This window comes from Lunatimonas lonarensis (genome assembly GCF_000390185.1).
Taxonomy (GTDB): domain Bacteria; phylum Bacteroidota; class Bacteroidia; order Cytophagales; family Cyclobacteriaceae; genus Lunatimonas; species Lunatimonas lonarensis.
In genome coordinates this window covers 92797-108271 of sequence record NZ_AQHR01000029.1, presented here as the reverse complement: position 1 = coordinate 108271, position 15475 = coordinate 92797, and the positions used below count along the sequence as shown (strand labels likewise).

Here is a 15475-nt window from a genome sequence, read left to right as displayed (position 1 = left end):
TAAAGGTTTCAGATTAACCCCACGCTGATATGGAGCCTATTATACATCCTTTTTGTTTCGAGATTGACGAGATGGTAAAGCTATTGTTGGTTAATTTCGAAAAGGATCCGGACCGGATATACATTGGATTCGAACCACAGGTTTTTGACGATGCGGTTAATGGCCAGGGGCATTTGTTAATAGGGTGGCGGAAGGACGGAAAAGTAGATGTTTACCACCAGGAAAGCCTTTCCTTGGATCCCGCGAAATATACTATTGCCGGAAAGGGATTGTCAAGGATGGTGCCCACAATATTTAAAAGATCAAACTTCATTATTAATGATCAAGGGGTTAGAGCATGTTACATATTCGATGACTTAGAGGGAAGGATTATCCATATAGAAATTGCTGAAAACCACCCCAAACCCCGACGGCCCTTTGATTTGTTGGCGCCCATGGGGCAAGCGGCCGATAGTCCCACCGCGCTACCTTTGATTTATCTTTTTGATTTTTATTTTGTCAGAAGAAATCACTCGGTTTTTCTACTGACTATCGATGGTGTTAAACATACTCCCGACAAGCTTCCGTTTCCGTTGGATGGCGTATTCATGCTTTTCACAAGGTATAGCCCCCAACCCTTTGCATGCTTTTTTAATCCAAATTATTCCGGAAATCTTAAGCCGATCCCGACGCAGGATGGTGCGCGGGAAATAAAGGATGGATCCCATCAGATATTCCTTAACCGTTCGGGGTCTGGGTCGGCAATAGAGAAGTTAGTGCACACGGGGTCTGAGATTCCACTTCAGATAAGCTTTCAGCCTCCCTTTCCGAGTTTAAACAGTCTGCCATCAGATGCTCGATGTCAGGGAAAATTTCAAATTGTAAGTAAAAAGAGTATAGGCGAGGTAGGAGGCATGTATGAGGTCGCAGCGGATGGAGATCAAATAACCATTTTCTTGGTTCCTTCCGATGGGTGGACTCCAAAACCGGACAGGTGGATGTTGCGGTTTTTATACGCGGTGGCAAAGCCTTTTAAAAACTGGCCGAAGACTTACCGCTGGCAGGCATGTATTCAAAGGAGGGAAGGAGCCTATTATATGGAATCAAAATGGAGGAGGATTGTGGGCGGTAGCTGATCCCGCTTCCTGTTTTCGAAGCCAAGTGCGACTGGGAACACCTACATTAGCATGGGTCAAAAGAGTGGATGCTAAACTCATGGTATCAATTTTGTTCAACGCAAATCGCCCTGTTCTTTTTCCACGCTATCTTAAATTGAATTTGGATAAGAATTTATCCGTCTTTAACATTGAGTATCCGTAAGTGGTTGGTTTGGGGTGGAGGTGAAACTAGGGAGAATCGGTACATGAGCGAATATCAGGAATTCCGGTAATTAAATAGAGGTAAAATTTGAAAGGTCCAACGCGTTTTTTTTCTGTAATGGCAAAGGCCATCGGCTGGCTGATAGCAATTATCGTTTTTTTGATTGTTGCTTTATTGTTGGTGCTGAGGAGCCCTTGGGGACAAGACTTTATTGTCCAAAAGGTGACGGCCTTTCTATCTGAAAAGACAAAAACGACCGTGGCCATCGATAGACTATTTTTCACTTTCCGAGGAGATGTCTATTTGGAGGGTTTTTATGTGGAAGACCAACGAGGTGACACGCTGGTTTACAGCAAATCCCTTGAGACGGGTCTTAGAATCAGACCCTTGTTAACGAGTGGAGGGATTCATGTTTCCCGGCTGAATTGGGACGGTTTCGTTGCCTCGGTATCCAGAAACGAGCAGGGAACGTTTAACTTTGATTTTTTACTCGACGCTTTTATGTCTTCCGATGATGACGGAAAAAAAAAGGGGTCTGATCAGAAAGATGCTTCGGTTAAGGACAAGGGTTTATTTCCAGATGTATCACTAGGACCTGTCCGATTTTCTGATTTTTTGATTCGATATGATGATGAGATGGTAGGGATGGACGTCTATTTGCAGGTAGGTTTGTTTGATCTGGATGTCAACTCTTTGGATCTGAATGCCATGGAATTTGACTTGGGGAATATCCGACTAGAGGATTCGGATATTAAGTATTTTCAGCGTAAGCCGTTACCCGAAACGGAGGATTCTCCGACAGACTTAGTGGAACCCGCATTGATCTTGGAACGCCTCGTATTGAATAATATTGGTTTGACATATGCTTCGGTACCAGACCAGACTTCCGCGGATCTTAGGATAGGGAAGTTTTCGTTGTCAGTGCCGGAGTTGGATATGCGCTCCCGTCAGCTCACGGTGAGTGAACTCTCCCTAAAACAAAGCGATATTGAGCTCGTTTTATTAGGGGAGGGCACCGATTCAGTGGCCGAAGAATCCCCCGCAGGAGAGCAAGTGTTCTTCTGGCCAGATTGGGAGGTTCGAGTGGGTATGGTCGATTTGCATGAAAACAAGTTGGTGTTTAGGACTTCGGAAATTTCCCCGCAGCCGGGGAAATTTGACCCCGGCGCATTGATATTGGATGGGTTCGTATTTCAGGCTAGCGGGATTTCTTTGGCCAATGAGACGCTGAAGGCTTCCATCGATCAAATCGCTTTTGCAGAGAGGTCGGGGTTTCGGTTAGACCAGTTCAGGGTAAAGACCACCCTAGACGATCAAGGTGTGGTGATCAACGGATTCCATGTTGAAACCGGAAATAGCAAACTCTCAGGTGATCTTAATATAGGGTACGACGGATTTGATGCTTTGATCGGTAATTTGGAATGGGATCGAGTGGGCGTGGATATTCCCTCTTTTCAACTTGGCCTTCAGGACGCCTTGTTTTTTTCACCGGATCTTCGGGAAAATGCTTTTTTCACGCCACTGGCAAAGAGAGCTGTCGCTGGAGTAATGCGCTTCGAGGGTACGCCAGATGATCTGAAAATTTCGGATGCCAAGATCTCATGGGGCAGACATACGAAGGTTTCGCTTTCCGGTTCGCTGGGCAATCTAACTGATTTTGAGCATTTACGGTTGGATCTTTCGCCAGTCACCGTGGAGACAAACCAAGCCAATCTGAATGAACTTTTAAAGGCCTATGAGCTACCTGTCTCCTTTCCTGAGGAAATGAAGCTGGTGGCGGCGATTCGCGGAGCCCTTCCGGATCTATCTGTCGAAACTGATTTGAATACCACCGATGGCCATGTATCGGTAAAGGCAAATTACATGGAATCGGATCTGCCCAGATACGAGGCCGATGTTTATCTTGCCGAATTGGATCTCGGTAAGATCATTCAAAATCCCCAGCTGGGATTGGTGTCGTATCGAATGCAGGTTGAGGGAAGCGGCCTTAGCTTGGAGGAGATGCAGCTGGCTCTCGCCTCCAAGTTTGAAGTGTTGGAATATGCAGAGTATGATTACAGTGGGCTGACATTGAACGCAGCGTTTTCAACCCAGCGGGGAAATATGCAGCTAGCATTTGCTGATGAAAACTTGGATATTGAGCTGTCAGCATCTGCTGTTCTGTTTGATGACAAGTCTACTGTTGATTTGACGCTGGATCTACGTGGTGCAGATTTTCGTGCGCTTAATTTGTCACAGGAAGATCTTAGGTTGAGGATCAACTACGGGATCCATTGGGAGGGCAATGCGGGTGAGTTTGTTTTGCAGACCCAACTCAACGAAGGATTGTTGATTTTTGACGAGAATAGCATTCCGATTGAAAATTTTGACCTCACCGCTGAAGTAAACGCAGATACTACCTCCGCTTATCTGGCAAGCTCTGTCCTACAGTTTGAGGTACATTCGAATGCAAACCCGGAACGAACGATAGGTAGGATGGCTTCCTATTTTGAGGGGTTGGTTTCAGAAGGGTCTGATATAGCGGGTGATAGCTCTTTTTTCGATTTTGTTTTCCGAATCGAGGTGCCGAGGTCAAGGCTGCTTGAGGAAGTAATCATGCCGGGTTTGGAAAATTGGGAGACGCTCAACGGAGAGGTTACCCTCCGTCAGCCAGAAGGCGGTTTTGAGGGAAGTTTTATTCTTCCAAATTTTACCTATGGAGCCATATCCATTGATAGTCTCGGATTATCTGCGCTGGGTTCAAACGATACGTTTCATTTTGAGGCAGGCTTGGTTTCCCTACATTCTGGTGCACTTGGAGTTGGCAGGACACTGTTTGACGGAATTTGGCAGACCAATCAATTGAGCTTGGATTTTCTAGCCTACGATGGCGAAGAGAAACTGGCTCATGTTGGCTTGGACCTTGGCTTTGATGGAGACACGGTTCGTCTACACATCAATCCTGAGGATCTGGTGTTGAACAAAAGGGATTGGGAGATCCTTCCCGAAAATCTGATTAGGTATGCCCAGGGATGGATTGATATCGAAGCTTTTGAACTAACCCGAAACGATCAGCGCCTGCTCATTTCCAATTCGATAGAAAATGTGACGGAGGATCACATCGGATTGATTTTTAGAGACTTCAGACTTGCTACTTTTACAAGTATTTTGAATCCGGATGAACTGATTGCGACCGGGTTTGTAAACGGTAGGTTTGTTTTGGAGAATCCTTTTGGTGCTCTGGGGATCTTGGCTGACCTAACGGTGGATGATCTGACGGTTTTCAGCAATTCCCTGGGGAATCTCCGATTGGCCGCCAAGTCAATGGGAGATGGTGGGTATGATTTCAGTATGGCCTTAAGGGACGGTGGTATTACATTTGGGCTCTTTGGAGATTATCAGGTAGCCGAATCCGGTGCTGAATTGAACTTGGAAATGAATCTATCGGAACTCAAACTTAGCCTGCTTGAGGCTTTTTTAGAGGATCAGATAAGTGGAACGACAGGGAAAATTTCGGGGAAAGCCCGGGTATATGGCACTACTGCCGAACCTGTTTATGAAGGTGAGTTTAGCTTTGCCGATGCCGCACTCACTGTTAATGCGCTCAATGCCCGCTACAAAATTAACCAGCAGCTTTTTAAGGTGGATAATGAGGGCGTTTATTTTGATGAGTTTACGATTAGAGATACAGATGATAACGCCTTTGTATTTGGAGGCACCATTTTCACCCGGAACTTGGACAACCCCGAATTTGACCTTAGGCTCACCGCTTCTAATTTTCAGGTGCTGAATTCTTCGCGTGAGGACAATGATCTTTTTTTTGGAAAGGCCTTTATCGATGTTAATGCCTCTATCCAGGGTGATTTGGCCTTGCCTAGGGTTAATTCCAGACTGAATGTACGAAGTGGTACCGATGTTACCTTTATCATTCCAGAGTCACAATTGGATGTAATTGAAAGGGACGGAGTAGTCCTGTTTATCAACCGGCAGGATCCAGAGGATATTCTCACCCGGCGGCAAATCGAGTCAGTGACCAGCGGGATAACTGGATTTCAAGTTTCGGCATTAGTGGAGGCAGATCCAAATGCGACCTTTCGGATTGTAGTGGACGAGCGATCAGGAGATAACCTCTTGATAGCAGGAAAGGCCAACTTGAACCTAAACGTCGACCCCAATGGTCGGATCGACCTATCCGGAATTTATGAACTCAGTACTGGGCATTATGAGATGAGCCTATACAATTTGGTAAGCCGTCGATTTGAGATAGAGGAGGGCAGTACCATTTCCTGGTCAGGGGATCCCTTGGATGCCACACTCAACGTAGTCGCAATATACAGGGTACGGACCTCCGCAGCAGAGTTAATGGCCGCTCAGACCGCGGGACTTGGCCCGGAGGCGAGGGCGCAGTATAAACAAGAGTTGCCCTTTTTGGTCTACCTCAATATCGATGGCGATCTTACCCGGCTCGAGCCCTCATTCCGTTTGGATATGCCTGAGGAACAACGTGGTGCCGGTGGAGGTAATGTGTATGGTCAGTTGCAGCTTTTGAACTCGCAGGAGGGGGAGCTCAATCGGCAGGTTTTCTCCTTGTTGGTTTTAAATCGGTTTTTTCCTGATCGTGGTAGTGACGGGGCAGTGGGAGGTGCCTCGGCTTTGGCCAGGTCGAGTGTGAGCCAGCTGTTGTCCGGACAGTTGAATTCGCTTTCTGAAAATGTGCTGGGTGACAGTAGTTTGGAGTTGGATTTTGATCTGGATAGTTTTACGGAGTATCAGTCAGGAGGGCTACAGGATCGTACCCAACTCAATGTGAGTGCCAGGTCCCGTTTTATGGATGACAGGTTGATCGTTCAGGTAGGCAGCCAGATTGATATTGAAGGAAGCTCACAAGCGATGGATGGGGGCAATGCCCTGCTCGGAAACGTCAGCGTGGAATACCTTCTAACCGAAAACGGTAGGTATAGGCTAAGGGGATTTCGGAGAAATCAGTTTGAGAGTTTTATAGACGGTCAATTGATCGTAACGGGTATCTCGCTTATTTTCAACCGTGAGTTTAATCATTTTGAGGAGCTTTGGCGTGGTATCGAAACCAGGCGAAATACCCAGCCGGCAACAAGGAAGGAGGATGATGAAAATGATAATTCGGAATCAAACGACCAACAGCCATGAGGTATAAGGGAGGCAAGAGGTTTTTTTTGGTTTGCATGTTTCCGTTCCTTTTGGCGGTAGCCTGTAGCGTGAAAAAACACATTCCGGATGAAAAGCATTTGTATACAGGGGCAAGCCTCCGGGTAGAGTTGGAAGAGCCGGTGAGGGATTGGAAGCAGGTGAAAGCTGAACTCGAAGGATTATTGCGGCCAAAGCCCAATGGTAGATTTTTAGGAATGTACATCGGTCTGTGGGCATATTATAAAGGGAGCCAGGAAAACCCAGGTTTCATCAATCGCTTTCTGAAAAGGCGGATTGGGGAAGAGCCCATCTATCTAAGTGATGTAAATGTTCCCCAAACAGAGATTTTGCTGAATAATAGACTTGAAAACAATGGCTTTTTTTTCAATGAGGTAGATTCCGAAGTGGAGCAGGGAGATTGGAGAGCTTCGGTATCGTATACAATTAAAGTTCGGGAACCCTACAAACTCAAGAGCTATGCGTACGATGGCGACTCATCCCTTCTAGACTTGGCGATTTTGGGATTGATGGAGGATACTAAGCTAAAAGAAGGTGACCGCTTTCAGCTTTCTGTCTTAAGGGCGGAGCGTGAGCGTTTAGATCAGGCATTAAAACAGCGGGGATTTTATAATTTCAACGCGGATTTTCTTTTGTTCGAGGTGGATACAAACCGCTATAATGATAAAAAGTTTGATCTTTTTTTGCGTCCAAAACAAGGTATGCCATCAGAGAGCTTACGGCCGTATGATCTTGGCTCTATCAAGGTTTTTCCCAATTACAGTGTCGATCAGTCAGAAAATCCGGCAGATACTACGATAGTCCGGGACATTTCATTTATTCAGGATGTCCCTATTTCTTTTAAACCAAAACTGCTTGAACAGTATATTCTGCTCAATACGGGGGAGCGATACAGCTCAACAAAGTCCAGACTGACAAGTAACCGAATTGCAGGGATCGGAAACTACCGATTTGTAAATATTCGCTACACGGAAAGCGACAGTATCACCCCAGATGGAGTCGGTATACTGAATGCAAATTTATTGCTTTCACCACAAAACAAACGTTCGGTTCGGGCAGAACTACAGGCAGTGTCAAAGTCAAATAATTTTGCAGGCCCGGCACTATTGCTCAGCTACCGAAACCGGAATATTTTTCAGGGAGGGGAGATTTTGAATGTCACCGGTAGGGCAGCTTACGAAACCCAGATCGCCAGTGGAGAAAGAGACGGACTGAGTTCACTGGAACTGGGTCTAAAAGGAGAGCTGGTGTTTCCGCGTGTAGTCTTTCCCATCAATATCAAGGAGAGGTTTGCCTATTCTGTACCAAAAACCCGGATCAGTCTAGGAACGGAGGTGCAAGACCGACGAGGATTGTACCGTCTTAATTCCGTATCGGCTTCTTATGGATACTTCTGGAACGCTAATCGGTTTGTATACCATGAGATCAATCCGATTACGATGAATTTTGTAGGTCTGTTCAACACGTCGCGGGAGTTTGAAGAAATACTGGAAAGCAATCCCTTTTTGCGGTTTAGTTTCGAGCAGCAATTCATCGCAGGAATTACCTATTCCTTCAATTACAGCCAATTGATGGATTCTTTTCGAACACATAGTATATTTTTCGGCACAAACTTGGACTTTGCAGGCTTCGGACTGGACGGTATCAATCAGCTGGTTGGATCAGAAAATCCCAATAAGTTTTTGGGCTTTGAATATGCTCAGTACAATAAAGCAGATGTGGATTTCAGGTATTATTGGCGTATTTCCCAAGAAAGTAAGTTGGCTTTTCGTCTTTTTGGTGGCGTTGGGATACCTTATGGAAACTCGGTTTCTTTGCCCTTTGTGAAGCAGTTTTTTTCGGGAGGCCCAAATAGCGTACGGGCTTTTAGGATACGCTCACTCGGACCGGGCTCCTATCGCCCCCAGGAAGCTGGAATCGCCGGGTTCTTTGACCAGGCTGGCGACATCCGATTGGAGTCCAATTTGGAATATCGGTTTCCAATCGCCTCGTTTTTTAAAGGCGCCCTATTTGCCGATGCCGGGAACGTATGGTTGATGAACGAAAACGAAGCATTGCCCGGCGGCAAGTTCTCCCCTGATTGGTATAGGGAACTTGGAGTTGGCGTTGGGACGGGCCTACGTATTGATGTCGATTTTTTTGTGCTTCGGTTTGATTTCGCTACTCCGTTGCGTAGACCCTATGCAGCACCCGGGCAGCGCTGGGCAAGGGATTTTCGCTTAAACGAATCACAATGGAGACGGCAAAATCTGATTTTCAATTTTGCCATTGGCTATCCGTTTTGATTTCCTTATTCTGAAAAGAAGCCCTCAAATCGTAACTGCTTGCCGTTTCTGTCTTCGTCTATATCTAGGTTTGAAATCCCTATTCCCATTAACCGTATCGGCATTTTGAGGGGGTCTTGTTCCAAGAGGTCTTTGGAAAACAGGATAATCTCTTCGTTTTCGAGGTATCGGGATAGGCTTTTACTTCTTGTCTGAACACTGAAGTCCTTGTATTTTAGTTTAAGGGTCACCGTCCGTCCTCTCAGTTCATTTCTTTCCATACGGCGAAAAAGTTCTTGGGTAAGTTTTTCAAGAACGGCCAGTAGTTCTCTGGGGCTGAAGAGGTCCCTTTCGAAGGTATTTTCGACGCTTATGGATTTCCTGTCCCTGTTGGGATTCACTTCACTTAAGTGGATTCCTCTTACTATTTCGTAATAATGCAATCCCGATTTTCCAAAACGCCGGGACAAAAAATCCAGCGAGTATTGCTTTAAGTCCCAACCGGTATGGATGCCCAGCTTTTTCATTTTTTCAGCAGTGACTTTTCCGATGCCAAAAAAGCGTTCTATGGGCAACCGTTCCAAAAAATCGGTCGCCTGGTCTGGGGTGATGACCGCCTGTCCGTTTGGCTTGTTAAGATCGGAAGCTATTTTGGCCAGAAACTTATTATAAGAAATGCCCGCAGATGCATTTAATCCGATTTCCGATTTTATCCGTGAGCGGATTTCCCTTGCGATTTTTGTTGCATAGGGGTTGTTTACCTTGTTTACGGTGACGTCCAAAAAGGCTTCGTCCAAGGATAGTGGTTCGACAAGATCGGTATACTCGTAGAATATATCTCTGATTCGGTAGGAGAGTTCTTTGTATCGATCGAATCTCGGCTTGACAAAAACCAAGCCCGGGCACCGTAAAGACGCAATTTTGGAGGACATGGCGGACCGAACCCCAAATTTTCTGGCTTCGTAAGACGCCGCTGCAACCACCCCCCGTTCTCTATTGCCACCAACGGCTACGGGTTTTCCATTCAGCTCGGGGTTGTCCATCTGTTCTACGGACGCATAGAACGCGTCCATATCCACATGAATTATTTTACGGATCTTATCCAACTTGGCAGTTACTTCGAAGGATTGAATTTACCGGGACGGTATCAGAATAAAAAATGATTTCAATAGGCAAAGCCAAATCGCTTGTAAAGAAAGTGCATCAACCAGGCGGGCCCTATCAGCAAAAACTGAAGATCCTGAAAGAAAGAGGGTTTTTTGCCCTCAATTTTATGTCCATAAAACTGCCCTATCCATGCTAGGACGAAGATAAGCAAGCAAAATGCCCATAATGGTAGCGGAAGAAGTATCTGAAGCAGATTTGCCAATGCGAGACAAACCGCGGAAAAAAGCAACATGCCCAGTGCAAGGGGTGGGGATAATGATACATAATAGAACAAGACGACGAGTAGCGTTAGGGTCGCCCAATTGGAAAAGCTGCCCAGTAAAAATTCAAGCCATTGCAAAGGGCCGGGAGGAATGGAAAAAATCAAGCCAACGATGCTGAAAAAAATCAATGGCACGCAAACCCAGTGAATATTCTTGTTAATAGGGTTCTGATGGCTTTCTCCATAGGTTTCGAGCAATAGATCGATTTTTCGCATATATATCCCCCTGTTTTAGGTTAAATATAGCTATTTTTTCGATGACTAGTCGAGTTTTGTGGCTACCGGTTCTCCGGTGGATTATTTTCATTTGAAAAAGCGATAAATTTTTTACCTTTATCGTGTTCAATAACGATAGATAATGAATAAAACAATTAAGCAGCCAACCATACTGGAAGCATTTTTTCCGATTATTTTCTTAGTTGTTTTGTTGGTGTTGAATATCCGGGTATTTGGTTCAGAGGGTCTGGGCGGATCAAACCAGTTGGTACTGGTGCTGGCGGCTGGGGTAGCAGGGTTGGTTGCGGTCTTTAGGCTGCGGATTCCTTGGGAGAGGCTTCAGGATGGGATGATCAAAAGTATTTCTGCTGCCATGTCATCAATACTGATTCTGTTGCTGATTGGATCACTGGCGGGCACTTGGATGCTAAGTGGCATTGTACCAGCGATGATTTATTATGGTCTTCAGGTGTTGAACCCAACCATTTTTTTGCTGGCTGCCTGCGTGGTAAGCGCCGTGGTGTCTGTTTCTACCGGGAGTTCCTGGACTACAGTTGCCACGGTGGGAGTTGCTTTGCTGGGCATTGGTAAAGCACTAGGTTTTGACGAGGGCATCATCGCGGGGGCAATCATATCTGGGGCGTATTTTGGTGACAAAATGTCCCCCTTATCCGATACTACGAATTTGGCACCCGCTATGGCCGGAACGGATTTGTTTACACATATAAGGCACATGACGAAAACAACCTTTCCTTCAATTCTTATTACCTTAGTAATCTTTGGTGTTATCGGCGTTTTGCGGGATGCCGAGGGGTCAGTGGGTCAGGTACAGGAAATCAGTGAAGTTATTTTGGAGGCCTTTGATGTAAACGGATGGCTGTTTGTCGTGCCCCTATTGGTTATCGTCCTGATTGTGAGTAAGGTGCCTGCTATTCCTACCTTGTTGGTAGGAGCGCTTTTGGGAGGTGTTTGGGCTATTGTTTTTCAGCCGGATGTAATCAACTCCCTGGCCTCGAATCAGGAGCTGGGATTTGCTTTTAACTCCTTCAAGGTAGTAATGACTGCTCTTTATGGGGAAACAAGTATCGTCACATCCAATGAGGTGGTCAACGAACTGTTGGTCACAGGCGGAATGGCAGGTATGCTGAACACGGTTTGGCTGATTGTATGTGCCATGGTATTTGGAGGTATCATGGAGGTAAGTGGAATGCTCAGGGTTTTGGCAGAAGCCGTCATGGAAAAAGTCCACTCGGTGGGATCATTGATTGCAGCTACTGCCGGCACCGGTGTATTTTTTAACATCGCCACCTCCGACCAGTACCTCGCCATTTTGGTGCCGGGAAGAATGTATGCGGATATATATAAAAAGCGGGGCCTAAAAGGGGAAAATCTCAGCCGCGCACTTGAAGATAGTGCTACCGTTACGTCAGTACTGGTTCCGTGGAATACCTGCGGCGCGACCCAAGCAGCTGTTTTGGGAGTGGCAACATTGGCCTATGCCCCGTTTTGTTTTTTCAATATTATTAGTCCGCTGATGACGATCCTGTTCGGCTATTTAAGAATAGGCATTAACTATTACTCTGAGGAAGAGTTAAATGAAATAGAGCAAGAAGTAGTCGCATGATACCTTTAAAGATTTCAAAAGACGAAGTAAACGAACTGGCTATTGGGGCCTTTGCAGGTGAGATTATCTTAATTGATGATAAGGCAGGTCTCGATGAGTTGGTAGAAGGAGTGTACGGACAGTCGATTATTGGGTTTGATACCGAAACCCGTCCCGCTTTTAGGAAGGGTGTAAGCTATGAGGTGGCGCTTTTGCAGTTGGCAACGAGAGAGAAGGCCTTTTTGGTTCGGCTAAACAAGGTAGGTTTTCCCAGGGTGGTAAGGCAGATTCTGGAAAACCCGCATATACTTAAAGTCGGAGCGGCTGTACGGGATGACCTGAAGGGACTGAGGAAGCTGGATGCGTCGTTTAATCCGGATGCTTTTTTTGACTTGAATGAAGAATTGAAAAACGTGGGCTTTTTAAACGTAGGTGTAAGAAACCTAAGTGCTATGGTATTGGGTATACGCATTTCCAAATCGGAACAGGTTTCTAACTGGGAAGCTGATGAGCTAACCGATAAGCAACTATTGTATGCAGCCACCGACGCATGGGCATGCTTGGAGATTTTTTTCAGGCTTCGGGATCAAGGCTATCTGGATCCGTTGTTTGCCAAGTAAGCTGGACAGAGGGGATTAGTTGAAGCCTTTCGGCTGCTGTTGGTGCTTCTCTGGCCAGGCAATCGAGCGACCAGTCGCAGGTATCTGTAAACCGCTGGCAGGATATTTCCATGGAATATTGACTGATGACGCGCATTACCTCAGCTGTATCTGCATAATCGAATTGAACGCGAACCGATTTTTTAAAAAGGACTTTTTTAACTTCGTTGGCTTCCAAAGCCAGTGAAGCTGCGGTCTTATAGGCATTCATTAATCCGCCGACGCCTAGTTTAGTTCCTCCGAAATACCGAACTACCACGACCAAGCTGTCCGTTAGCCCCTTAGATCGTATTTGCCCAAGGATAGGATCTCCGGCTGAATGGTTGGGTTCGCCGTCATCGTATGATCGGTAGGTTGTTTCAGGGGCACCGAGGATATAGGCATAGCAGCGATGCGCTGCGTCGTAATACCGCTTTGCGATTGTATCTAAGTGTTTTTTTACATCAGTTTCGGTTTTTACCGGATAAGCAAAGGATAAAAACCGGCTTCCTTTATCTTTGTATATCCCTTCGGAAATGAAGGAAAGTGTGATGAAGGCATCTTCCATAATTGTTTTTTAAAATATTTACCGGTTTTTCATTTTCTTCAATTTCCGTTGGCTAATTTAGGGTTTTAGCTTGAAACTTACCGGTCTAATGGGTTTGGGAAATTTTTCTGTAAAGAAAGGAATTTGTAGTTGATTTGAGTATTGCGATGTCTCATTTGCCGCTTGTGTCTGTCATTTGTACCTCCTACAATCATGAGAAGTATGTCTTTAAAGCGCTGAACAGCGTATTAAATCAAAATTACGATGCCATAGAGCTCATTATTGTCGACAATGGCAGTCAGGATAACACGGTAAAGGTAATTGAAGACTGGCTTTGGCTCCATGATTTTTTTAAACCCGTAAAAACCTTCTTTTATACTCAAAGAAACAATTATTGTCGAATCTTCAATAAAGCGCTGGACCTATGCACGGGGACGTATGTAATCGACCTTGCAGCCGATGATGAGCTTTTGCCCAGCCATATTGCTACAGCTGTATCGAATTTGGAGAGTAGCAACGCAGCGGTTTATTTCTCCAACGTATATCTTTGGTTTGAGGATGGTAGCCTTAAGCCATTCTATCCAGTCACCGAAGCTGGTGACCTGATTCAAAAGGTTCCGGCAGGGGATGTGTATAAGTATGTAGTGGAGCGCTATGCTATCAGTACGGTTTCTTTGGTGTTTAAACGGCAGGTATTGAAGCGGGAGGGAGGCTATGATCCGAGTTTAGTCTATGAGGATTTTGATATTTTGGTTCGATTGGCAAGAAAGTACCGGTTTGTTTTTCATCCGAATATTGGGGTAAAGAAACGTATACTTTCCAGTTCATTTTCAGCCCAGCAGTATAGGGTAGGTTCCTGCCGTATGTTGCCATCTACTTATCATGTGCTACTTAAGATAAAGAAAATGAATGTGACCGTCGACGAAAATGCTGCGTTGGCTAAGCGGATATTATTCGAATCAAAACACGCGCTGGCATCTGCTAATTTTGATACCGCGGAAAAAATGCTTGCGTTGGCCTGGAGCCTGAAAGTAAAACGTTTGCACGTGTTTTTTTTTAGGATCTGGGCCCAGTCAAGGATTAATGTCTCTTCGATCTATCGTTTTCTCAAAAGAGACTGATCAGGGGCCAACGATCACTTCTTTGATGGATTCAGCTTTGAAGTAGGATTTGGTCTTTTCCATGATTTCCTCCGCTGAAAAGTGCTTGATGAAATGGAGTTGTTTTTCATAAAAGTCGAAGTCAAGGCCCTGTAGGTGCACCCTTTTAAACCGGGTCATCAGGTCAAAAGGACTGCTGAATTGAGCAAGTAAATTTCCCACGAGATAATTTCGAATGGTCAACAATTCCTCTTTCGACATGGGATAGGAAGCAAGCCGCTCCAGTTCCAAGTAGATCTCTTGAATGGTTTGCTCTGCAAAGCCTTCCTTGATATCCGCCAGAACTATCCAATAGTCAGTGGATTTGAGGCTTCCCAAAAAGCTCGATATACCATAGGTAAAGCCTTTTTCCTCCCGGATATTCTTCACCAGTCTACTGCCAAAATACCCTCCTAAAGCTGTATTGGCTATCATAAGACCGAAGAAGTCAGGGTTTGATTTCGGTATCAATACTTTGCCTAACCGAATGCTCGACTGAACTGCATTGGGTCTGGACTCATAGAGACGTTTTTTGTCATAGGGTTCCAGTTCAGGCAGTAAAAAATCACTTTCGATGTACGGAAGGTCACCAAACCACCGGTCGATGTCTGCAAATTCACGATCGCCAAGATTTCCCGTAACGAATATTTCCGGTGAGATCCGAAAAAACCGATTGTAGTAGTCCCGTATGGCGGTGCAGGTAATTTGATCTACGTGATTTTCCTCCGAGATATAGCCAAAGGGATGGTTTGGCCCAAAGAGAACTTTTCTGATAAGTTGGTTAGACCTTGCTCCAGTCTGCTCAAACTGGAGGTTGATGGTTAGTTTTTTTTGGGATTTCCGTTTGTTTAGTTCTTTTTCAGGAAAGGTAGCTTCCGTAAAAAGAGACCTGAAAACCGGCAGAACATTCCTAAAGTGCTTTTTTGTCGTCAGAAGGGCAAGTCCTTGCTGTTCATAGCCAGTGTGGATTTCCACTTCAGATGCATAAAAATCAAAAAAATCATCCAGTTCCGAAGATGTCATTTCTTTGGTGCCTTCCAGGAGCATATTGAGCGTAAAAAAGGGAATCAGCGCATCTTCCGGGTTGGTGGAGTGGCTTGAAGTGGGCATTAGGATTTCGAGCCGAACAGCGTCGATTTGAGGTGTGTTTATAAAATACAAAGGGACTCTGTTTTTC

The 15475-nt window shown here is 45.4% G+C and carries 10 protein-coding genes; 6 read left to right on the top strand and 4 right to left on the bottom strand.

Features of this window, described 5'->3' with window-relative positions; all coding sequences use genetic code 11:
- Nucleotides 1-29 precede the first annotated feature (29 nt).
- The 3 genes from ADIS_RS04280 (at nucleotide 30) to tamL (ending at nucleotide 8747) form a co-directional block, all read left to right on the top strand.
- Nucleotides 30-1115, top strand: a complete 1086-nt coding sequence (locus ADIS_RS04280) for a hypothetical protein (RefSeq protein ID WP_010853112.1) — start codon at nucleotides 30-32, stop codon at nucleotides 1113-1115.
- A gap of 301 nt (nucleotides 1116-1416) precedes the next feature.
- Nucleotides 1417-6444: a translocation/assembly module TamB domain-containing protein gene (locus ADIS_RS04275; protein WP_035804640.1), complete on the top strand. Its 5028-nt coding sequence runs from the start codon at nucleotides 1417-1419 to the stop codon at nucleotides 6442-6444.
- Nucleotides 6441-8747 carry a translocation and assembly module lipoprotein TamL gene (tamL, locus tag ADIS_RS04270; protein WP_010853110.1) on the top strand — a complete coding sequence of 769 codons (2307 nt, stop codon included), beginning with the start codon at nucleotides 6441-6443 and terminating at the stop codon, nucleotides 8745-8747. The genes ADIS_RS04275 and tamL overlap by 4 nt, the downstream gene beginning before the upstream one ends.
- 5 nt (nucleotides 8748-8752) lie before the next feature.
- Here the strand turns inward: tamL and dinB are convergent, their stop codons facing one another.
- On the bottom strand, nucleotides 8753-9832 hold the full coding sequence (gene dinB / locus ADIS_RS04265) for a DNA polymerase IV (protein ID WP_010853109.1): 1080 nt from the start codon (nucleotides 9830-9832) through the stop codon (nucleotides 8753-8755).
- Nucleotides 9833-9891: 59 nt separating this feature from the next.
- Nucleotides 9892-10371 (bottom strand): Mpo1 family 2-hydroxy fatty acid dioxygenase, encoded by a 480-nt coding sequence (locus ADIS_RS04260; RefSeq protein WP_010853108.1) that lies wholly within the window; start codon nucleotides 10369-10371, stop codon nucleotides 9892-9894.
- A gap of 142 nt (nucleotides 10372-10513) precedes the next feature.
- On the opposite strand from ADIS_RS04260, the gene nhaC reads away from it, so the two are divergent.
- Nucleotides 10514-11995, top strand: a complete 1482-nt coding sequence (gene nhaC, locus ADIS_RS04255) for a Na+/H+ antiporter NhaC (protein WP_010853107.1) — start codon at nucleotides 10514-10516, stop codon at nucleotides 11993-11995.
- Nucleotides 11992-12594, top strand: a complete 603-nt coding sequence (locus tag ADIS_RS04250; protein WP_010853106.1) for a 3'-5' exonuclease — start codon at nucleotides 11992-11994, stop codon at nucleotides 12592-12594. The genes nhaC and ADIS_RS04250 overlap by 4 nt, the downstream gene beginning before the upstream one ends.
- Here the strand turns inward: ADIS_RS04250 and ADIS_RS04245 are convergent.
- Nucleotides 12548-13180, bottom strand: coding sequence for an IMPACT family protein (locus tag ADIS_RS04245; protein ID WP_010853105.1), 633 nt, complete (start codon nucleotides 13178-13180; stop codon nucleotides 12548-12550). The two genes, ADIS_RS04250 and ADIS_RS04245, sit on opposite strands and share 47 nt — an antisense overlap.
- 146 nt (nucleotides 13181-13326) lie before the next feature.
- Here ADIS_RS04245 and ADIS_RS04240 point away from each other — a divergent pair, with 146 nt between their 5' ends.
- A complete protein-coding gene (locus ADIS_RS04240; RefSeq protein WP_010853104.1) occupies nucleotides 13327-14280 on the top strand; it encodes a glycosyltransferase in 954 nt (317 codons plus the stop codon).
- Here the strand turns inward: ADIS_RS04240 and ADIS_RS04235 are convergent, their stop codons facing one another.
- On the bottom strand, nucleotides 14281-15459 hold the full coding sequence (locus ADIS_RS04235) for a M16 family metallopeptidase (RefSeq protein ID WP_238325370.1): 1179 nt from the start codon (nucleotides 15457-15459) through the stop codon (nucleotides 14281-14283).
- Nucleotides 15460-15475 lie beyond the last annotated feature (16 nt).